General features: G+C 37.7%; 18 protein-coding genes and 2 pseudogenes. 10 read left to right on the top strand and 10 right to left on the bottom strand.

All coding sequences use genetic code 11. The annotated features are described in order from the left end of the window. Window positions 1–202: 202 nt before the first annotated feature. From tssC to AAEY68_RS15755, 9 genes are all read right to left on the bottom strand, one after another. The gene (gene tssC, locus AAEY68_RS15795; RefSeq protein WP_350586338.1) at window positions 203–1,729 is read right to left on the bottom strand and encodes a type VI secretion system contractile sheath large subunit; all 1,527 of its coding nucleotides are present in this window, start codon (window positions 1,727–1,729) and stop codon (window positions 203–205) included. Between the two features lie 10 nt (window positions 1,730–1,739). Continuing rightward, window positions 1,740–2,261 (bottom strand): type VI secretion system contractile sheath small subunit, encoded by a 522-nt coding sequence (tssB, locus tag AAEY68_RS15790; RefSeq protein ID WP_007584482.1) that lies wholly within the window; start codon window positions 2,259–2,261, stop codon window positions 1,740–1,742. 76 nt (window positions 2,262–2,337) lie between these two features. Continuing rightward, the gene (locus tag AAEY68_RS15785) at window positions 2,338–3,909 is read right to left on the bottom strand and encodes a TssA family type VI secretion system protein (RefSeq protein WP_350586336.1); all 1,572 of its coding nucleotides are present in this window, start codon (window positions 3,907–3,909) and stop codon (window positions 2,338–2,340) included. Then, window positions 3,906–4,898 carry a type VI secretion system-associated protein TagF gene (gene tagF / locus AAEY68_RS15780; protein WP_007584486.1) on the bottom strand — a complete coding sequence of 331 codons (993 nt, stop codon included), beginning with the start codon at window positions 4,896–4,898 and terminating at the stop codon, window positions 3,906–3,908. Before tagF ends, AAEY68_RS15785 begins: the two co-directional genes overlap by 4 nt. Before the next feature lie 10 nt (window positions 4,899–4,908). Beyond that, entirely contained in the window at window positions 4,909–8,580 is a 3,672-nt protein-coding gene (tssM, locus tag AAEY68_RS15775) for a type VI secretion system membrane subunit TssM (protein WP_024594495.1), read from the bottom strand. 8 nt (window positions 8,581–8,588) lie between these two features. Then, entirely contained in the window at window positions 8,589–9,311 is a 723-nt protein-coding gene (gene icmH, locus AAEY68_RS15770) for a type IVB secretion system protein IcmH/DotU (RefSeq protein WP_007584493.1), read from the bottom strand. A 15-nt stretch (window positions 9,312–9,326) separates the two neighbouring features. Next, complete coding sequence (gene tssK / locus AAEY68_RS15765) at window positions 9,327–10,667, bottom strand: type VI secretion system baseplate subunit TssK (protein WP_007584500.1); 1,341 nt, start codon at window positions 10,665–10,667, stop codon at window positions 9,327–9,329. After that, window positions 10,667–11,134, bottom strand: a complete 468-nt coding sequence (tssJ, locus tag AAEY68_RS15760; protein ID WP_007584502.1) for a type VI secretion system lipoprotein TssJ — start codon at window positions 11,132–11,134, stop codon at window positions 10,667–10,669. The genes tssK and tssJ overlap by 1 nt, the downstream gene beginning before the upstream one ends. 22 nt (window positions 11,135–11,156) lie before the next feature. Then, on the bottom strand, window positions 11,157–11,591 hold the full coding sequence (locus tag AAEY68_RS15755) for a hypothetical protein (protein WP_007584504.1): 435 nt from the start codon (window positions 11,589–11,591) through the stop codon (window positions 11,157–11,159). A 336-nt stretch (window positions 11,592–11,927) separates the two neighbouring features. Between AAEY68_RS15755 and AAEY68_RS15750 the strand changes: the two genes are divergently transcribed. From AAEY68_RS15750 to AAEY68_RS15710, 9 genes and pseudogenes are all read left to right on the top strand, one after another. Continuing rightward, entirely contained in the window at window positions 11,928–15,521 is a 3,594-nt protein-coding gene (locus tag AAEY68_RS15750) for a DNA/RNA non-specific endonuclease (RefSeq protein ID WP_350586333.1), read from the top strand. Between the two features lie 5 nt (window positions 15,522–15,526). Continuing rightward, a complete protein-coding gene (locus AAEY68_RS15745; RefSeq protein WP_024594492.1) occupies window positions 15,527–15,859 on the top strand; it encodes an immunity protein YezG family protein in 333 nt (110 codons plus the stop codon). A 33-nt stretch (window positions 15,860–15,892) separates the two neighbouring features. Next, window positions 15,893–16,237, top strand: a complete 345-nt coding sequence (locus AAEY68_RS15740; protein WP_024594491.1) for a hypothetical protein — start codon at window positions 15,893–15,895, stop codon at window positions 16,235–16,237. A gap of 541 nt (window positions 16,238–16,778) precedes the next feature. Then, window positions 16,779–16,964, top strand: a pseudogene (locus tag AAEY68_RS15735) (HNH/ENDO VII family nuclease); the annotation flags it as partial. Window positions 16,965–16,974: 10 nt separating this feature from the next. Then, window positions 16,975–17,427: an SMI1/KNR4 family protein gene (locus AAEY68_RS15730; RefSeq protein ID WP_024594490.1), complete on the top strand. Its 453-nt coding sequence runs from the start codon at window positions 16,975–16,977 to the stop codon at window positions 17,425–17,427. A 38-nt stretch (window positions 17,428–17,465) separates the two neighbouring features. After that, window positions 17,466–17,802: pseudogene (locus AAEY68_RS15725) on the top strand (immunity protein YezG family protein). Between the two features lie 60 nt (window positions 17,803–17,862). Further along, window positions 17,863–18,660 carry a DUF7738 domain-containing protein gene (locus tag AAEY68_RS15720; protein WP_024594489.1) on the top strand — a complete coding sequence of 266 codons (798 nt, stop codon included), beginning with the start codon at window positions 17,863–17,865 and terminating at the stop codon, window positions 18,658–18,660. Window positions 18,661–18,680: 20 nt separating this feature from the next. After that, window positions 18,681–19,013: an immunity protein YezG family protein gene (locus AAEY68_RS15715; RefSeq protein WP_024594488.1), complete on the top strand. Its 333-nt coding sequence runs from the start codon at window positions 18,681–18,683 to the stop codon at window positions 19,011–19,013. 219 nt (window positions 19,014–19,232) lie between these two features. After that, window positions 19,233–19,577, top strand: coding sequence for a PEGA domain-containing protein (locus AAEY68_RS15710; protein WP_007586203.1), 345 nt, complete (start codon window positions 19,233–19,235; stop codon window positions 19,575–19,577). Window positions 19,578–19,662: 85 nt separating this feature from the next. On the opposite strand, the gene AAEY68_RS15705 is transcribed toward AAEY68_RS15710, so the two are convergent. Beyond that, the gene (locus AAEY68_RS15705) at window positions 19,663–20,025 is read right to left on the bottom strand and encodes a DUF1294 domain-containing protein (RefSeq protein ID WP_029751466.1); all 363 of its coding nucleotides are present in this window, start codon (window positions 20,023–20,025) and stop codon (window positions 19,663–19,665) included. A gap of 52 nt (window positions 20,026–20,077) precedes the next feature. On the opposite strand from AAEY68_RS15705, the gene AAEY68_RS15700 reads away from it, so the two are divergent. Further along, entirely contained in the window at window positions 20,078–20,608 is a 531-nt protein-coding gene (locus AAEY68_RS15700) for a hypothetical protein (protein ID WP_024591507.1), read from the top strand. The last annotated feature ends 32 nt before the right edge of the window (window positions 20,609–20,640 follow it).

The following is a 20,640-nucleotide window of genomic DNA, read 5'->3' as shown; positions in this document are numbered from 1 at the left end:
CATTGGCATAAACAGTAATATTTATGCCCCCCAAAAAGCCCTCTGCTTCATGCCACTGGGGAATATGTCCCAAGTTGGATGCAACCAACTTGGGGCAATTTTTTAGACTATAAGTCTTAATCCTTTATGTACACCTGCCAACTACTCACCAAATAGACGCATTTGATAGTACTTAAATCCGTTTCATTGGCGGCGTAGCAGTTCATTTTTCGCCAGGCATTTGCCCTACTAGCGCTAAACGAACATCAATCCCTTCAACTTGGAAATGAGGTACAATGTACGTACTTACTCTGTAATAACCAGGGTTACCTGGAATCTCTGCTACAGTTACTTTTGCATCTTTTAGTGGATGCGTAGCAATAAGAGATTCATCTGGGTTGTTCATTTTAGTTACTAATGCGCCAAGCCAATCATTAAGCTGCTGCTCTAATTCATGACGAGGTTTGCTTGAACCAATATTTTCACGTTGTAAAACCTTTAAGTAATGCGCAATACGCGATACTAAGAAAATATATGGTAAGCGTGAGTTAATTCTTGCATTAGCTGTTGCTTCATTTGTTTCAAAAACCTGCGGTTTTTGGGCACTATTAGCTGAAAAGAAACATGCAAAATCTGAATTTTTATAATAACTAAGCGGTATAAAACCTTGATTAGCAAATTCAAGTTCTTTAGTTTCAGAAATCAGTACTTCAGTCGGTATTTTAGTTTCTACACCTTTACCAGCTTCAAATGAATGCAGCGGAAGATTATCAACTTTACCACCTGATTGCGGCCCACGAATATTTACAGCCCAACCATTATCATGGAAACTACGGATGATATTTGCAGCAAATGCAAATGTTGCATTACCCCACAAATAACGTTCATGATGCTGCGCACTTACATCTTCTTGGTAATTAAAGTTACGAAGAGGATTTGTCTCACCGTAAGGCAGACGTAGTAAAAAGCGTGGGAATGCTAAACCAATGTAACGAGAGTCTTCTGATTCACGGAAGTTTTTCCAACGAAGGAACTCAGCGCGTTCCATGTAAGAACCCAAATCTTGGATTTTAGACACTTCTTCCAATGAGTCTTTAAGAAAAAACTTAGGACCAACACTGCCCATAAACGGACAATGCGCAGCTGCAGATACACGAGATATTTCTTGCAGTAACGATACATCGGGTGCCGAACAATCAAATTCAAAGTTCGAAACCATTGTAGATACTGGCTCACCACCTGGCGTATCGTAATCTGAAGTATATACATGCTTGTATAGTGCAGATTGCGTTGTATCAGGCGCCTCTTCAAAATCATCTCTTAGAGTTTCTTTATCTACATCAAGCATTTCTATTTTAATATTAGCGTTGTTAGGCGTACGGCTAATTAAGTAGCGTAACGAGCGCCATGCTGATTCCATTTTTTGAAAATTTGGGTGATGTAAAATTTGGTCTAACTGCTGAGAAATAATAATGTCTACTTTTGCGATGTAATCGTCTAAAAGTAATTTATCAATTCGCGTTACTTCTTGACCGCTACTGCTAGCCATATCTAAAAATACATTTATAGCTGCTGTTAAGCGCTCATTTGCACGAGTTTCAGCTAGGTTGCTTGCATCTCTAAATGAATCAAGTTTGATTTCATCTGAAACTGGAGAAATATCAACCATTCCACATATATTTTCATAAGTAGATAAAGAAGCTTGCTCCGTGGTATGCGCGGCAACATTTAATTGTTCTTGCATTGACATGGTAATCTCCTTATTCAGTTATTGGTTGTTTTTCATCTTCAGACGCTAGCGGCGCAATTTCATCCAGTTTAGCTTTTAACTCATCTAGCTCTGGCTGATTTTGTAATACACGCTCTAATTCTTTACGAAGTGATGAATTATCTAATAAATTAGATTTAAGGTCGCGAAGTAAATTACGCATAGCCATCATTTTATTAAGCTCTGGCACTTGAGAAGCAACTGATTCTGGGTCAAACGATTTAAAAGAATCAAACTCAAGGTTTACGTTAATTTCGCCGTCACCTTTAATTTTGTTCGCTACCTGAAAGTTCGCTTTAGGCGCCATATCTTTAAGCACTTGCTCAATATTATTTTTATTAATTGTTACGCGCTCACGCTCAGATAGTTCTTGGCTATTTTGACCATTTGAGTAGTCACCAATTACTAGCATCTTTAATGGCAATTCACTTTTTTGTGAAGCGCCATCTGTATCAAGCTCTAACGAAATATTGATCCGAGCTCTGGGGATCTCTTTTTGAAATGTATCACTCATGTTTTTTCCTTTGCAGTTTGGTTATCTACCGACTCAATTCCAATTAAACCTCGACATATTAGTCAAGCCCTTGTAACTAAACCCACGCTAATGCTTGTGCAGGGTTAGTTACCATCATTTGCTGACTAATATGTTTAGCAGCTAAACTCATTTCATCTTCTGGCGTTTGTGACAAACTTGCATAACACTGCTTGGAAAATCGCCATACTTCCATGCAAAAACATTGTTGCCATTGCGCTAAGTCATGCGCTTTTATTTGTTTTAGTAACACGTTTAATAATGCTAAAGCATGTTCGTAATGCTCAGCTTTTATTAATAATTTTGCCTTTAATAATTGCGCTTGAGCTTTATCAAAATCGTTTAAAATATTTATTTGATCGACTTTAATTAATGCCGTCGATAACTGCCCTTTTTCGACGTCTTGTATTAACTCGCTATACTGCTCATCAAACGCACTACTTTGAGAGCTAACAGACTCTGTTTTTGCAGAATGTGATAACTCTTTTAAAAACTCTTTATTTACAGATGAACACAACGGACTTTCATCGTCATACTGTAGGGAAACTAAAGCAGGAAACTGCTCATTTAAATTAACTAATTGTTGCTCAAGCCAATAAACAAGCGGCAATTTATTTAATTTTTTTAATGCATTTAAACTAAGCACTTGGAGATTTAAATTAAATTGCATAGCCCCTTCCATAAACAACCCTTCGGCTAAATTTAAAGCTTGTTCAGGTTGCTCACTTGCCAATGCATTTTCAATTGGAGCAAATGCTGCAGCTCTAGGAGCGGGTAAACGCGTTTTTCCATTTTCGTTAGCCGGTAATGCCAATCTTGTCCAACGTGCAGCTCGCGATAACTTTATTACTCGTTCAATGTTATTTTGTTCTTTATCAAAGTTAAGTAGCTGCCTAACCGCACTTAAATACGCTGTATCTGAGGCAATATCAGCATTACCAATACTAACCTGGCTAGCAACTGCGGCTGGTGCCGAATTATTAGTTTCTGATTTTGGAGCCGTTACAGCTGAATTCTCAGCTAATTTTTGCTCTGTGCTAATCGCTTTTTCTTCTTGCACTGGTTCAGCTACAGGCACTGGGTTTCGTTTTTCTTGTTCTTTAGCCCACTCATTCAAAGTCGATAGAGGGCCAGATTCGTTGTCTAATAACGCAACACACTGCTCGTTGTATTGAGTCAAGGCAGCTATAAGTTCAGGCCATTGTTCAGCGTTTGTATTATGCCCTTGGGCTACACCCTTTAAACGTTCTTGCTGTTGTAAAAACCATGTATTAACTGCAGCGCGCATTCTGGCTTTTAGTGGGTGCATCTCATCCGTATAAGTAGTCAACAAACGATTAAATAACAATAACGTATGCGTTAAACCTGTAACCCCAAACTCACTTGTTGCAGCTAGTGCTAAATAACTTACTATGCGTAAATCTTTACTTTGAGTGTTGAGTAAATCGGATGCTTGTATAAACATCACTTTAAAGTCAACTTCCCCCACTCCTGATGAAGATGCTTTTAATGCTTTAAATGTTTCTTCATATTTTAAATCTTCTCCACACTTGTTCCCCGGCAGAGGAGCACTTAATGCTTCAAGCCATTCAATCCAGGTGGTATGTGTATGCGGCGCTTTATTACTCATGATTTACACCAACGACGAAGTGCATCGTAAACACTCACGTTATCCATATCAGCAAAATTAAGTGTTTGTGAAGACGGCTGTTTTTCTACTTTTAAATTACATAGATCAACAATATCGTTTGTTTTTTTATCGTATTCCCACACACTATTAAAGTATGACGCTGGAATAGGCCTACAAAAAATAGTTAAACTAGGCGCTTGATTCTCATCACCTAACTGATAAAAAAACCAAGGCTGCCAATTATGATCTGCCACCATAGATGCAACTAAGTGCAACCAAAACCCGGCAACTAAGGCACTTTCATGACTAAAACTAGGCATTGGTAGACGAATACCAAACTGACTTCTTAAACACCCTCTATTAGCGATAGATTTAAGCACAGCTGATAGCTCTTCAATTAAAATTGCTCTTTTAGCAATATCGTTCAAGCCTAAATGCTGCCAAAAAACGCTCATCGGAATAGTTCTAAGTTTATCAAGCTCTAGAGTTAAATTTGGTTGCTGTTTAAGTGCATCAGCTACACGGTTATAATCTTGTGCTTTTTGCTCCATTTCATTAATACTGGCAGCTTGTTTAATATTTTCATTCACACCTAAAAGGTGCTCTATAACTTGGCTTGCAAATAAAAATAGAAAAGCAGGATGTCGCTTATATGTATCAAGCCCACTATGTACAAAAGAGCTAAATGGGTAAAAACGACCACTGCTATCTTTACTTGGCTGCAAAACGCCAAGTAAACCACCATCATCCGCATTGCCAGATATAAAGAACAACGACTTAGTTCCATTCAGGTGGCTTGTATCCGTTGTTTTTCTACCACGGTTTAAATGTGCAAAGCCCTCTTGCAACCAATGATCAAATCCAACCGATTCTCTAGATGAAATATTAAGCTTTACAAAGTCTGGTCTTATTGGTGTTTTACCCATAAAACCAAAGCTGTGTTGCTTAACCAGTGTCGGTGTTTTCTTTTTAGTAAATAAATTAAACATTGCTAGCGGCCTATTGCATTGTTCGCGACTGCGATTGAGCCAAGCTAGGGCTTTGTGAAAACAAAGAACTTGGCAATGCAAACGATGTAAGCATGTATTTTGAAAATATACCGCTGTTGCGTCCTGATTTAAGAGAAAACTGGACTGTTAACACCTCATCAGATTTATCTTTTAATTCCCATGTTGCTAAAAATTCTGTGCCTTTAATCCACTTAACACTGGCTGAGTTAAGCACTTTTAGTAGTGCCCAAGGTCCGTCTTGCTCGATAGAAATACGACGCCCTTTATTATCTAAACCATACAGAACCGCTTTTTCTGCAGCCCCTCGACCAGGCCACGAAAAATTACGCCATTCTTCAGGCTCATTGCGATAGCGATAACCTTGCTCACTAAAGCCTAAGTATGTTTCACGAATACCTCGGTGTGGAACAGGCATCATCTGAAAAGTAAAACCAGCACTGTCGGCACCACTAGAAAACAACGAACGAGTTACTTTATTTGCTTTAGTTAAACCATCAAGTAATTGCGCGCTAAAACCAATACCTACACCATTCCATTGTTTTTCTTCCCACACACCGCGGCGTACTTTCATAAATGGTTTGAGCTGGGTGTTAATAAAGCTCCATAAAATTCCTGATTCAGAATTTAAAAATTCAGAAACATCTGCTATCGCAGCATCAGGGCCAGTTAAGTTAAATGGATATTTACCAGCTAAACTGCTGTTATACATAGTATAAACCTGGTTTTCCCATTCTTGGTTAAGCTGAGTACGTGCTTTTGCCATGATAGTCGCTATACCACCATGAAGCGGAGCCTTAAATAGCTTATCTAGCGTTTCTTTGGTTTGAGGGTCTAGTGCTCGAGTTTGGCTCTCAATAATAATCCACGAAGACTGTAATGCATTACTTTGGCTATTACCTGAAAGTAAGTCCTGCGCAAATATCATTGCTTGAGCATCATCTTCATTACTCGCTGCCATTGCTTTAATGTCTGAATGAATACTACTTAATGAACTGATGTATTGTCTTAAGTAATCAGAAGAGTTTTTATCTTCATTAGGCTGTGCAAAACGTCTTAAGTCAGCAAACCGACTTTCAAGCTCTGGCGCTCTAACCGTACTCATTTGAGTAATTGTTGGCGTGTTTAAAGCTAATTTATTTGCAACATCTGCAGCCGTCTTACCTATTGAAGCTTGGCTTTTTGAAGGCGCGTCAGCGAGCGTAATATTGTCGTTAATCAGTTTCATTAAATCGTTAAAGGGGCCATCCATCGATGAAAGGCGTGCAAAATCAATACTTGCATCGTTTAGATCTCTAAATGCAGGCACTTTTATGCTATCTATAAAAGCAAACCAAGTATTGCCGTAGTCTTTAAAGTAATATGCTCGCATAGCCTTTGCCAAAGTTTCAGCTTGTGCTTCGTCAACAACATTTTGACCATTTTCATCACTAGAACCCATAACCCAGTCACCTGAGAACACCAAACGTGAAATACGTTTAATCTCTGGGAATACATATTCCTGCCAACCTAAGTTTGTATAAACATACGGGATTTTATACTTACTTTTAAATACATCACGATTTTTAGAAATCATAAAATCGTTTAATAACAATGGCTTTTTACGTTCAGCAAAGCTTGTAATTACTTGTTGATATAACGGGAAAGCCTCTGGCTGGGTATTTAAATTGTCTCTCGCTAGCGCTATCGATGTTTCGTTAGCCTGCCAAAATGCAATTTTACCAGGCTGCTCTATATCGTTACCCATATTTTCTAGGTACATATCAACTAAGCTACTTAGTCGTGTATAAATGGGTGCTTGCTCTTGTGCATTTATGTCTATATGAAAATGCTCAGCTATAAAATTAAGTAATTGCTCTTTAGCAAACTCAGTTGAAATATGCTCAGGGTTCGTACTCATCATTAAATGCATTTTTAGTGCATCGTAATACTGCTGACGAATCGTTGCTTTCGCTTCACCTTCATTGTCAAACCATTGTGTTTCGTACTGTTTTATTTGCGCAAGTAAATGCTCTTCACCTGGGTAAGTAATAAGCTGATTCATCTGATTAAATAGCACATTTGCAACACTACTTAAGGTTTCATCACCTTCATAAATACCAAATATAAAGTACCACGGTAATGAATCTTCGTAAGTTTTAAGCTGACCATAGTGCTCAAACAGCGCTAGCGTAGCAGCAAGCTTCTGCTCATCTTTTGCCTTACTTACGTTAGCTTCAACAACTGCTTTTACGCGTGACTCACCTTGATTAAGTAATAATTGATTACTTGTGTACGACGTAATAAGGAGTGCTGTGATTGCTGCAATAGATGCCAAACCTGAAGTGACTGTTAAACCTTTTAACCAGCGTCCTACTAACCGTTTTTTTCTATTTCCTCGCGTTAAATCTTGTAGTTTAAAAATAACATCATTAAATACGCGGTTAATAAAATAACTTTGAGTAATGCTTTCTTGTTTTTGGTCAACAACAACCGCACCAAATTGATCTCGTACACCATTAGTAATACGCTCAATAGGCGTGCCTTCTTGCGTGCCCGATGTAAAATAAACACCAGCAAACCAAGGAACTTCTTGATATGGATTAGACTTAAACAGTAAGTTAACAAACTCAGTTAACTTAGTTGAAGCTGATTGAAATTGATTAGGAAAATCAAGTATTAGCTGTTTACGATGCTCGTTGCGCTCTCGTGCAACTTTGCTTAAACGTTGCTCGCACAGTCGCTCATATAGCTCCTGCATACGAACTTCAAACATTTCTGCAGGATCATTTTTTTGATCTTCACTAATATCGAGTAAGTACGCACCAAATACTTGCTCACGCTCTTTTTCAGATAAGTCACTAAAAAAAGGTTCAAAACCACTGATTAAGTCAGTTTTGGTAAAAGTGATATATACAGGAAAAATAACGCCAAGCTGGGTAATTAGCTCTTCTATACGCTCACGCACTAATTTTACATGTTGTCGAATTTCTTCACTGTCGGAAGTTAAAACATCTGCAACACTAATGGCCACCATTACGCCATTTATAGGCAGTTTTGGTCTATATTTTTTAAGGAGCGCTAAAAATGACAACCACTCTTTATTTTCTGACTGCTCAGTTGTGTAACGCCCAGCGGTGTCAATTAAAATAGCTTGATCTGAGAACCACCAGTCACAATTGCGCGTTCCACCAAAACCTTGGATATGCAATTCACTCGAATTAGAGTAAGGAAAATGTAAGCCCGAATTTGCAAATAAAGTACTTTTCCCTGTAGCCGAAGGGCCAATAATCATATACCAAGGCAAAGCGTATAAAGCAGTATTACCACGATAACCCGCACCTAAATGAGATGCTTTTAAAGATCCCAATGCTTCTTGCATCTTTTCTTTAATTTCGCTTAATTCAGCACTCGAACCGGCATTATGACTTGCTAATTCAGAAGCTAACTTATCGCCTGAGCGCTTAGTCCATAACCAACGAATAAAAATAAATAAAACAAAAACAGCGGTTACAGCACCCATCGCAATTAATTTTTTATCGGTAGTATCTAAACCCACCATGCGACCGGCAAACCACACAATACTCAAAACGGCTATAAAGCCAATAAGTTGACCCGTTGCACGCGATGATACCAAGCCCAATAAAAAATGAACTAAACCGCTTTTATTAACTCTTCCCTGCATTGTGTTACCTATCGTGTTTCGTTGGTTTTATTGAGCTGAGTCAGCACTTCAATTTGGTTGTCTATTACCTGAGTACTCTGCGTTGCTTGCTTATTAATTACATAATGAAATCCAGCAAATAATGAGGCAATAGAACCCAAGCAAATAGCCAAAATCACCCAGTAAGGAATATTACGCCCTACCTTCATCGCAAACCCTTCTGCAGGTATACCGTTATCAGATAATTGAGAACTCGGTGTTCCTTTTATATCTTCAATTTGAGCTCTAACATCAACAATTAACGCTTTTAATTGCTCAATGCCTTTAACTTTGTAAATGCCTTCAAAGCCAAGCTGCAGACAAATATAATAAACCTCTAATGCAGCTAGCTTTTGCTCTCCGCCGGTACGCAACTTACCTAAACGTTCAAAAAATTCTTCACCAGCTCGGTTGTTACCAAAAAATTCAAGCTGTAGCGGTCGAGACATCCAATCCATTCTAAAATGAGCACCTGAACTCATAACAAATTCATCACACATAGCCGTAAGAGCAAACTTAACTTCTTGCATTAAACTTGTTGTTACCTGTTGCGAGTAACAATTACGCTCATAGTCATCAAAACTAGTAAGTAAATTTTCTCTAAACTCTTCAAGCTCTAAGTTAGTAGATTGCTTTAGTTTTAATGGTGTTAGCGCATTAATTACAGGCGAAATACACGCGACTAAATCTTGTTCTTTTTGTGCTTCTTGCATAATTTCAACTCAACGTTAATTACGTGCTACGGTAACAATTTCAATTTGTGCACTTTGCAATCCAAATGGTACAAATAGGCTTAATGATTGCTCTTCAATTATTTGCTGCCAAATGAAACCATGCGACTCAAGCCTGAAGTATTCATAACCACTTTTTATGGCCAGCTTATTTGGAGGTCGCTGACAATGTGTTAGTTGCACACCCGCTAAAGCAGATGAAATCATGATATCGAGCTTTTCGCTTGCTCCAACTTTTACTTGATCACTAAATGTTTCAATCCATTTTGTGTCTTCAGATTCAAAATACACAGCTAAATAAAAGTCGTTGTTAGTAAACGTTGCAGAATCAATAGTGGCAACTTGATAAATAGCGTTAGAGGTTTTCTCAAGTTTTAAGCCCACCATTTTCTTAGGTACAACCCCTTCAAGTAAACGAGTTAATAGGCCGTCAAGCTGACCAAATACATTGCTTAAATTTTTATGCTGGTATGGTGGTACTTGGTTAACTAAGTCACTGTGCTCAAACATTGAAACTGAACTAATTAAATCAACAAGCTCACAATACAAACGTTCAGGATGAACCAATGACAAATTTTTAAGATGATCTAAACGCTTGGCGGATGGAGCCATTGCATTAAGTAACAAAAATGTATTCATTTCATTCGGCCCAAAGTCAGTAACTGAGCCATAATTTTTACGTCTGCTAAGCAGCACATTAACTTTTGCATTAACTAAATTAGCCGTTCTATTTAACAGCTCAGTTAAATAAGCAGATGCACTTATATTTAATAAAGGAGGCACAAACTGTTTATTTAAAACAAATGATCCATCTTCCGAGCGACTTATTTTTAAACATGCAATGGTGTCAAAATAGGTTTTTACATCTGAGTCAGACAGTAATATAAATTTAGGCTTTGCAACTAATACCTCACGACTACGCGACGCATCATGATTATCTTCTAAATCAATATAATCCGCTTCATATGCGCTTAATTGCCCGCTGGCCGCATAACCTTCAATATTGCTAACTGTTTTATTAGCAGCAATAGCAATATAAATAACACTCTCTTGATGGTTACTATCAAGCTCAAGCTTTAAATCATCTTGATGCTGTCGATCAAAATCAAGCAAGCGACCATTTTCTAAAAGTAATTTAAAACTGGTCACTTTTAATATACCGCGAGCAAGTGCTGATTCATCAATAGCAAAATGCTGTAAACCAAATGCCAATGGTGATATTAGCGCTTGACGTACAACCTGATTTTGATCGTGATAATCGTCAAATAGTTGAAAGTGTTGCTGGGCAAGCAAAACACCTTCAGCCCAAACGGGCTTTGCGGGAGCTTTTAAATTCATTACTCAGCCTTATCCACGCCAGGTAATTGAACTTCATTATTGGTAACCAAAACATCTAATGATGTAGACAACTTAACAGGGCCATCTGCAAGCGGATAATACGCTTTCCAGTTATCGCCACTGCGATCTCTAAATAAAGCAACAATAGCTACAAACTTTGCATTTTCAGCTTGTTCAAACTTAATTTTAGATTGTTCAGAAGGGTGAATTGTTCGCTCTTCTAATGTAATTAAACTATTAGCTAAAACTGACTTATCTGACTTCCATAACTCTTCAAATGTGGCTGTTTTAAATGTTTGTATATCAGACAGTTGATATACCTTTAAAACCACTGGTAACGCTTCATCAAATTGGTTTAAATTTAAATTATCGGTTGCCTTAACATCTAAACTTACGTTAGTACTCATACAACCAGTTAATATTATAGAAAGTGACAAACCTATAATTGCATTTAAAATAAAGCGCATTTTTTTACCTCAATAAATATTTTTATTTAAAATTAAAATTAGTTTTGCAAAGAGTAGCTTCATAAACTGGGCAAATAACTTTATTGAATCTTACATTCGCACAATCAGACCATTTATTAGTTTTAAAAAAGCCTAAAAGAGTCTTAGTCCTGCTTTTCTCTTGAGAATCAACTAACAAAGACTGCGTAACAACATCATCTATAGACGTAATTAACTTAGTATTTATTAATGAAAGCTCTTTTATATAAACAGATACATCACCGTTAATTAAAGTAACTTTTCCATTGCTTTTAGGGGGATTATTTAAAAAAAAGAAAAAGTGTTCTATAGAATTTTCAGAAAAAACGCGATGGGCAGGAATACCTACCTGGTCTAGTAGCGAAGAAACGCTGGCAGTAAGTGACCAAGCTAAGGAGTACAAGCTATTTATTTGATTTATAAACTCTTTTTTATTCACAACATGCTCCTTGTCATCAGTTAAACTAAAAAAATCTTAGTCTAAGGCTAGTAATAAATCCATTTATTTGGCGCATAATACAAACACCTAACCGCTATTGTCAACCTATATAAGGTTTAAAATATTAGAATATTAATGCGATTTACTAATTAGAATAAACACTCTAAAAAACAGTTATAAATGAATAATACGCAATAAAACAAAACAATCCCCATTTATGAAACAATCAAAAAGATAATTCAATTTATTTTTAGAGTTACAATTATCCTGTTGATCATTAACACACAAAAAGGTATGTTTACGCCACTAATTTTACCGAGCAGGGATTGCAACGTTTTGACTAAATCTAATTTTTTTTTGAAGGTTAATGACAAAGACTTTAATGTTACTTACCTACATGGCTACGAAAAAATTAATAAAGGCTTTAGTTATTCACTCACCGTTGAATCTTCAGTAAAAATTAATACAGATATACTACTTGCTAATGCCAGTGTGATTTTTGTTAATAAAAATAAAAGATATAGAGAACAATGCGGCCTGATTACATCTGTAACCAATATGGGTGTATTCAACAATCTACATCGCTTTAAAATAAACATCCAAGATCGATTATCCACCTTAAAAGACACCTCAAACAGTAAAGTCTTTATTACCGTAAACGTACAAGATGTATTAAATTACTTAGCACAAAAAGCAGGTTATTCATCAGGACAAATCGTTTTTAGGACAAGCTCCGCCTTACCGCATTTAAAACAATGTGTGCAAGCAATGGAAAGTGACTGGGCCTTTTTTAATCGCTTGATGTCTCAGCATGGTCTTTTTTACTGGATTGAAAGTGAATCAAACACCGAAACGCTTGTTATAAGTGACAGCAACCTTAACAGCCCCTATTTAAGTACGGGTGTATTAGAAGTTAAAGCAAACGCGGGGATGAACGCCCAGTACTGGGGTAACTTTGTCGGCTTTATGCACAGTGAAGTAACACAAACCTTATATAATAATGCAGCGCAAAGTAATGCCCATGGACAATTCCAAAAAGTAGCCAGTAACAGTCAATCTTTTTTCGAGCCTGCTGCAAACTCAGACGCCGAAGCATCAGCACAAACACAAAGCTTTAGTAATGCATTAGCCACACACAATAAACTGGTTACGCTTACGGGTAATGTATCTGATGTATTTGCAGGCTGCTCAATTTCGCTTGACGATAATATGGGGTTTGCCAGTGGTGATTTGCTATGCATTGCAATAGAGCACACCCTTAATCAAGCAAATGACGAAAGCAGCCATGAAGGTGAAACGCACTATCACTGCGTAGCGCAATTTATAGAGCGCGGTACACCTTACAAAGCAATGCCTGAGCCCCACACGCCTAAGCCCATGGTATTCCCCGCAACCGTAGAATCTCTCACAAGTAATGCATTTGTAGATGAACATGGCCAATACCGTATTCGTACCGAGTTTGATAAAACAGCTCGCCCAGTAATTCAATCAAGCCCTGCACTAAAAAAACTAGCGCTATATGCTTGTGAAAATCAACCTCAAGCCACTGGCTGGCACTTCCCACTCGTTGGTGGCTCTGAGGTACTTATTGGGTGTATTAATAACGACCCAAATAATACATTTATAATGGGTTTTGCACTAAACGCCGACCAGCCAAGCGTAGTTACAGCCGCTAACCCAACACATAATCGCTTATTAAGCGCAGCGCAAAATGAACTTATGTTCGATGACGATAAAGATGTACCCAAAGTCATCTTACAAACACTCGCCAGTGAGCACTATATTGAATTAAATGCTATAAAATCAGGCCGCCAATTTATTCAATGGATAAGCCAACTCGGTACTATAAATTTACACGCAGGGCGCGACCTGTGCCTTGAAACAGAACAAAACAATGTTCAGTTTGTTATTAAAAACAATCAATTTATTGATGTTAAAAATACTGTGTCGCAAACCACAACTAACAGCCATGTAAATTATCAAAGTGGTGGCAGCCAAGCCTTCAGTGGTAAAAATGCAACCCTTACGAGCGAGAATGAAATATCACTCCTCACCGGACGTGCAGTAAAAGTGCATGCACAGAGCGACATACTCCTTAAAACCAATAACAGCGACTTAAAGCTTAATGTGCCTAATGGCTCTACGTTTTTACAAACAAACAATAATATAAGCATTACGGGCTCTGGCAATGGCGATTTAATTATTCACAACGCGGGCGGCGAGATAAAACTCGACAGCCAAGGCAATGTTGATATTACCGCCACGAACGTACTCACACTCGATGGCACATTTATAACCTTTGATGGCCCAGTTGATTACGACATAACCAGCCCACAAACAGCGCGGACACCGAGCAGTGCAAGCCCTGCCAATATTAGCCGCATTAGTGATATAACCATTAATGACTCCGGTATTGCTGCAACAACGTCAAGCGTAGTGGATTTACTTTATGTTTATCAAGATGGCAGCCCTGTAAAAAACGCACCTTATACAATTAAATTTGATGATGGAACACAAAGCACAGGCCAGCTAGATGAAGACGGTATAGCGCAATTAACCGATGTACCAAATGGTCAGTTTACTATTCAATACGGGGAAGATACGCGCGAGTATGAGCCTCAAGATAACACAACGCCAAACCCACTTTATAAAAGAATAACCCCCGCCTCTGCCATACAAATGAGCAGAGCTGGGCAAGCAGCAACACTTGATGAAGCAAGCAACATAGCCAGCCAAGCAGGTGATTGGTTATGGGGAGCACTGCAAGGTGACTTTAATAAAGACCCTACAACGGCGCAGATTGTGGTAGGCAGTATTATTTCAATGATACCTGTTATTGACCAAGTCATGGACGTGCGGGATATTTTAGCCAATGTAATGCTGCTTACTGATGACGATAAAGCCAACGACAGTGATGGTTGGATTGCCTTTACGCTCACCGCGATAGGTTTAGTGCCTGTGCTCGGCTCCGCGGTAAAAGGCGTCGGTAAAGTGGTGATTAAAAACAGCGGCGACACAATAGAAGCCGCAATTGCAGTGTTACGCAAGTTGGGCAAAGGCGACCCCGTTCAGTATTTACGCAAAATAAACTGGCAAGACCTAGGTAAACAAGCAGCCAGCGAAGTAAAAACCTTTATAAAAGGCCTGCGCGATACACTTCACGAAATATCAACAAGTTGGCAATACGACCTACTGCTGCCACAGCTAGCCATAGACGGCATGCAAGCCACGATTAAACAGCTTGATAAAATAGCGCCCAAAATAGACCAAGGTGTTAAAGGCGCAGCCAGTGAGATTGGTAATCGCGTAAACAAAGCCCTTGATGAATTCGAACCGCCGAAAAGCACCGGTATTGTGGGCAAACCTAAAAAGAGCGTTGCGAATGAATTAGATGCGCCTAAAGGAAATGATTTAAAAGGGGCTAAAGCAGGTGAGTATGAATTAGATGCAGGTAAAAAAGGCGATTGGAACAAGCAGCTTAATGGTAAACTAGAGCCACATAGTAAATATAAAGTTGGCAATTATACTTATCAAACTGATGAGTTTGGTCGCATTAAGTCTGTAAAAGGAAAATTAGACCTATCAGAAGCAGATAGAAATAAGTATCAACAAACTAAAGCTGGTAAAACCGATGGTATCAAAGATGGTTTACCTAATGATGAAGGTGGGCACTTAATCGCTGCGATATTTAAAGGTCCTGGTGAGCAAATTAACTACGCTGCAATGGATGGTAATTTAAACAAAGGCGCTTGGAAGCGTATGGAAAACAAATGGGCAAATGCTTTAAATGGTAATCCACCTAAAGAAGTTAATGTTGAGATTAAAGCCATATATGAAGGCAGTACAAAAAGAGCGACGGCCTTTGATGTATCATATTTTATTGATGGAAAGAAGAAAACAGTTACACTAATGAATCAAGCAGGGGGTTAATTATAATGAATAATGTTGATAATATTTACAAGAATATTGCAGAATATCTAGTACAGCAAATCACTGATGATTGGAAAGAGTGCAAGGTTGAGGTTGAGTTTTTTGGTAATGCTGCTGAGTTTGATGCAACATATACAAATTTTGAGGATAAAAGCTTTGATTTAGAATCAGGGTATTACTTATTTAAAGAGTTCCAAAGTCTCTCTACGATAATGTCAGAAAACCCAGAAAACAAATGGAATAAGGCTACTTTTTCACTTAAACCATCAGGCGACTTCAATATTGATTTTGAGTGGGATCAAGAGCTGGCTGATGAAATTGAAAGTTATGATGACTAATAGGTTCAATTTTTCTACGACTAAGGACAGCGCATGCAACCAGACATTAAAAACATCCCCCAACAACTTGGTCAGTACCTTTATCAACAAATAGATGAGCCATGGCTTGAAGCTCAGCTTATTTTAGATTGCGAAAATAGCAATGTACTTGAGCGCAAAGCTCACTTTATAAAAACAGATGACGAAACACAGCATGCAATTGCTGTATCTGAGAATATAACAGCGTTGTTTAAAACGTTATTTGACCACGCCATTAAAAATGAAGTTGAAGATTGGCAACGCGCTATTTTTACTATCACTCGACAAGGTCAGTTCAACTTAAACTTTGAGCGCGATAATAATGATGAAGAAGTAATCGCCGCTGTTCCAACACGTTAAGTATTAATTTAACCCGCTCTTTAACAACATGGATGTTGTGAAGTTAGGCGCTAAAAATTAGCGCCTAACCTTTCACATAATGACTGTTTTTTATGGTTAACGCCCTCATTTACTTCTCATTCTTTTCTCTTTGTGCAAAAAATATTTTAAATGAATTATTCACAAAGAGGTTAAGAGGCGCTGCGCTTAAAGAGTAAAAGCTTATTACGGCAACTAATTTGAAAAACTCCAAACTAATGGCCCTACGTTTTTACAAACAAAAATATAAGTATAACGGGCTCAGGTAATGGCGATTTAATTATTCACAACGCGGGCGGCGAGATAAAACTCGACAGTCAAGGCAATGTTGATATTACCGCCACTAACGTACTTACCCTCAATGGCACATTTATTACCTTTGATGGCTCAATTGATTACGACATAACTAGTCCACAAGCAGCGTGGGCACCGAGCAATGCAAGCCCTGCCCGAGTGTCCATAAAAGTATTAGAGCTAAAATTGAAGGTAGTTGGTCAAACCTTAATTTAATGAAAATGGTAATACCCCTATAGGCAAAAACGGTGAGCAAATAAACTTACATTACATTTTGGGACAAGAGCCTAGCCCAATGGTTGAGCTTTTGTCTTCGACCAATAAAAAACACCATAAAGCTTTACACGGTCTAATTGAAGGTGATAAAAGTTTAAAAAAAGAGTACTGGAAACTTAGAGCAAAAGATTTCAAATAGGTACGTTTGTATGAATAAATATAGAGAGTTAATCAAACAACTTGATTTAAGTGAACACGAAACCTTTTGGCAAGGTTCGGCTGACTTGAAAGAAATTGCACTTCTTGAACAGCTAATTTCGATAAAACTCCCATCTTCATTAGTTAATTTTTTAAAAGAATGTGGTGGTGGAGGAACAATCGATGCCGAGGTATCTGGTATTGAAGATAATAATGCTACTTTGAAGCTTGGAGGAACGATATTAGGTGACACACTTGATTGCAGGGAAACATTTGAATTACCCCTCCATTTAATTGTGATTTTTTACAAAGAAAATGAAATTTGTTGGTGCTTAGATTCTAGTACTCAAGAAAAAGAATACCCACTAGTTAATTATAATTTATTTAAAAAACAAGTTGACGGAGTAATAGCTGACTCCTTCCTCTCATTCTTTTGTGAGTATGTTGAGCTTAGAACCTCGTAGAATCTATATAGGCTAATTAAATACGCTAAGGACAGCCAATGCAACCCGACATTAAAAACATCCCGCAACACCTAGGTCAGTACCTTTATCAGCAAATAAAAGAGCTGTGGCTTGAAGCTCAGCTTATTTTAGATTGCGATAATAATAGTGTGATTGAGTGCAAAGCTCACTTTTATAAAAGTAGATGATGAAACACAGCATGAAGTTGCAGTATCTGACGCAATAACTGCATTATTCAAAACGTTATTTGACCACGCCATTAAAAATGAGACTGAAAATTGGCAACGAGCTATTTTTACCATTACTCGACAAGGTCAGTTTAACTTAAACTTTGAGCGCGATAATAATGATGAAGAAGTAATAGCCACTGTTTAAATACATCAATAAATATGATAAATCACAATCAAACTTCACCACCTTTCTTTTGAGATATTTATGACTACTTTAACTAAGCAACTTATATTTATATCGCTCGCTTTAACGCTAGCTGGGTGCGATAAAGTGACAGTGAGCACCGTTACTGCATTATTAGCGCCCGCTGAAAAAATACAAGCGGCCTCCCCTGAAGCAAGTGACTTTCAGGTTCATGGCTGTAATTTAACCTATAAAGGCCAATCACTTATTTTTGATGCCAATATTGATGAATGGGTTAAAATACTTGGCCCATACGATAGAGTCACTCACTTAGCAAACGATGTGTATTATTGGGATGAAATTGGTATTGGTCTCTATTCTAAAACCAATAAGCACACAGCTCAAACATTGACCTTTGAATTTAATGAAACTATTGCCTTTAGTGAAGATGATATTAGAGTTACTTACGGTGAAGAAATGAAAAAAATTAAGAGAGAGGCTAACGAATCTCGCTCTAAAATGCCATTTACTCAAACGCTTTGGGTTAATGGGGCTGCAATTAAAGACAACTGGGATATGAGTAAAGTAAATAATCAACTGTACGCATTTAATCCAAAAAATCACCATTATTTTGATGAGGCATACATGCCCACTATTTTTGGCTCACGTTTTGCGTGCGATAAAGAGGCTCCCCCCTACTTTAATGAGGGCGAAATTGGCATTAGAGTTGATGTAAACCCACAAAATAAAAATGAAATAAAAGTGCTCAGCTTAGGCGTCACCCTCTTTTCTGAAGAATACCTAAAAGATAGAAAAGCCACACCGTCTTTTTCATCTCGCTATTTTAAAAATGTCGCTGAGCGAGTCGTTGTTCAATAACTAAACGCTAAGGAAAGCCAATGCAACCCGACATTAAAAACATCCCGCAACACCTTGGTCAGTACCTTTATCAGCAAATAGACGAGCCATGGCTTGAAGCTCAGCTTATTTTAGACTGCGAAAATAATGCTGTGATTACCTGTAAAGCCCACTTTATAAAAGTAGATGATGAAACACAGCATGAAGTTGCAGTATCTGACGCAATAACTGCATTATTCAAAACGTTATTTGACCACGCCATTAAAAATGAGACTGAAAATTGGCAACGAGCTATTTTTACTATCACTCGTCAAGGTCAGTTTAATTTAAACTTTGAGCGCGATAATAGCGATGAAGCCACTTTATTACTTTAAATGAGCAGCATAAGCATAGCGTTAAATTTATTTAAAACTTTATAAATTAATAACAATAATTGAACCTGAGCTGGATACATATTAAACTGTACGCCAATTTGTTTTTTAAACAAACGAAAGTCAAGGAAGACGAGTTAGGTACCCCAACTTATTAATACTCCTCCATGATATTTCGTGACATTTAACATTTATTATTTAAAATAATTTTACGGAGTACCTATGAAAAAATTAAGCGCACTTTTGGGTTTACTGTTATTAAGCGGTTGTTCTACACCTCCTCCAGCCCAAGAAACTGAGCAAGTAGTTTTAGAACCTATTGCAGAGATTAACGAAGTAGCTGCACCAATTTCATTAACAGTTATTACTAACCCTGCTGATGCTCGCGTTCGTATTATGAATATCAACCCTGTTTACAAAGCTGGTATTGAGCTTAAAGAAGGTAAATACGATATTGAAGTAAGCAAAGCAGGATACCTTACTTACAGAAAATGGGTTTCAGTTGATAAAAAAACAATACTAACTGTTGAACTCGATACAATGGAAGCAAGCCAATCGGCTCAATAAGCTTCTCAGTACGTTTTAGTTTATATGCCTTAGCCTGGTTAATTTAATAACTGGCCTAAGGCATATTAAATCCTTCATAAAGCCACTAATATCCTACTGCGAAATAACTACCAACATTCACTAAAATACATAACCACAACACAATAATAAAACGTCGCTTTTGCGATTTATGACGAAGTAATTGTTGAGCAAGTAATGCCCCCGGCCATCCTCCAAATAATGCAAGTAGTTGCAGTGTACGCTCTGGCGTGCGGTTTACTTTTGTATGTGAAGAACGCTTAGCTTGTCGCTTATCCCACGCGTACATTAAAAAAGTTATAGCACTTAATACACTTATATAACCAGGTACATATATTGGTATATAAACAGGTAAGTATTGCAGCGGGTAAGCTAACCAAATGGCAGCTAAATAAAGCAATGAGAACGTGATTAATATTTTCTTTATCAATTAATTATCACCTATACTGGGCTTATAAGAGCCTAACAACGAGAGCCAAATTATGACATATTTTAAATCGCTATTCTTAGCATTATGTTTATGCACATTTAGTAGCTTTGCTAATGAAACTGCCAGTAACCTTGATAAAGAGCTAGAAGTGTTTAAACCTTACTTAGGAACGTGGCAAGCAGACTTTAAAGTACCAGAAGGCGCTAAAAAAATACAAGATGTTGGCCGTTGGGAACGCGCTTTAAACGGTAAAGCTATTCGTACCATGCACTCGATTAACGAGGGTGAGTATGGCGGTGAGTCGATGATTTTTTATGATAGCAAAAAGAAGTCACTCGTATTTTATTATTTCACTACGGCAGGATTTTACACTAAAGGCACAATAACGGTATTAAGCCCTACTCAGTTTGTAGCCTATGAGGAAGTAACAGGCAGTAAAGAGGGAGTGACTAAGGTTAAATCTACTAGTGATTTAAAAGACGATAAGTTTATTGTATCGACCTCTTATCTTAAAAAGGGTGAATGGACTAAGCCCGAAAGCAGAAGTTATACACGCAGTACAAAAACGGTTAAATTTAAATAGCCGCGATTTATAAACACAAAAAAGGCAGCCTA

The sequence above is a fragment of the Pseudoalteromonas sp. RB2-MNA-CIBAN-0110 genome (assembly GCF_040309305.1).
In the GTDB taxonomy this organism is placed as follows: Bacteria; Pseudomonadota; Gammaproteobacteria; order Enterobacterales; family Alteromonadaceae; genus Pseudoalteromonas; species Pseudoalteromonas arctica.
The sequence above is the reverse complement of the archived record's forward strand: the minus strand, read 5'-3'. Positions and strand labels throughout refer to the sequence as shown.

Coding starts and splice junctions, on each gene's coding strand:
- AAEY68_RS15745 (WP_024594492.1), top strand. CDS start 15,527: ATGAATAATGTTGATAATATTTACAAGAATATTGCAGAATATCTAGTA.
- AAEY68_RS15730 (WP_024594490.1), top strand. CDS start 16,975: ATGAATAAATATAGAGAGTTAATCAAACAACTTGATTTAAGTGAACAC.
- AAEY68_RS15715 (WP_024594488.1), top strand. CDS start 18,681: ATGCAACCCGACATTAAAAACATCCCGCAACACCTTGGTCAGTACCTT.
- AAEY68_RS15710 (WP_007586203.1), top strand. CDS start 19,233: ATGAAAAAATTAAGCGCACTTTTGGGTTTACTGTTATTAAGCGGTTGT.
- AAEY68_RS15740 (WP_024594491.1), top strand. CDS start 15,893: ATGCAACCAGACATTAAAAACATCCCCCAACAACTTGGTCAGTACCTT.
- tssM (WP_024594495.1), bottom strand. CDS start 8,580: ATGCAGGGAAGAGTTAATAAAAGCGGTTTAGTTCATTTTTTATTGGGC.
- AAEY68_RS15700 (WP_024591507.1), top strand. CDS start 20,078: ATGACATATTTTAAATCGCTATTCTTAGCATTATGTTTATGCACATTT.
- tssK (WP_007584500.1), bottom strand. CDS start 10,667: ATGAATTTAAAAGCTCCCGCAAAGCCCGTTTGGGCTGAAGGTGTTTTG.
- tssJ (WP_007584502.1), bottom strand. CDS start 11,134: ATGCGCTTTATTTTAAATGCAATTATAGGTTTGTCACTTTCTATAATA.
- tssB (WP_007584482.1), bottom strand. CDS start 2,261: ATGAGTGATACATTTCAAAAAGAGATCCCCAGAGCTCGGATCAATATT.
- tssC (WP_350586338.1), bottom strand. CDS start 1,729: ATGTCAATGCAAGAACAATTAAATGTTGCCGCGCATACCACGGAGCAA.
- AAEY68_RS15785 (WP_350586336.1), bottom strand. CDS start 3,909: ATGAGTAATAAAGCGCCGCATACACATACCACCTGGATTGAATGGCTT.
- icmH (WP_007584493.1), bottom strand. CDS start 9,311: ATGCAAGAAGCACAAAAAGAACAAGATTTAGTCGCGTGTATTTCGCCT.
- tagF (WP_007584486.1), bottom strand. CDS start 4,898: ATGTTTAATTTATTTACTAAAAAGAAAACACCGACACTGGTTAAGCAA.
- AAEY68_RS15720 (WP_024594489.1), top strand. CDS start 17,863: ATGACTACTTTAACTAAGCAACTTATATTTATATCGCTCGCTTTAACG.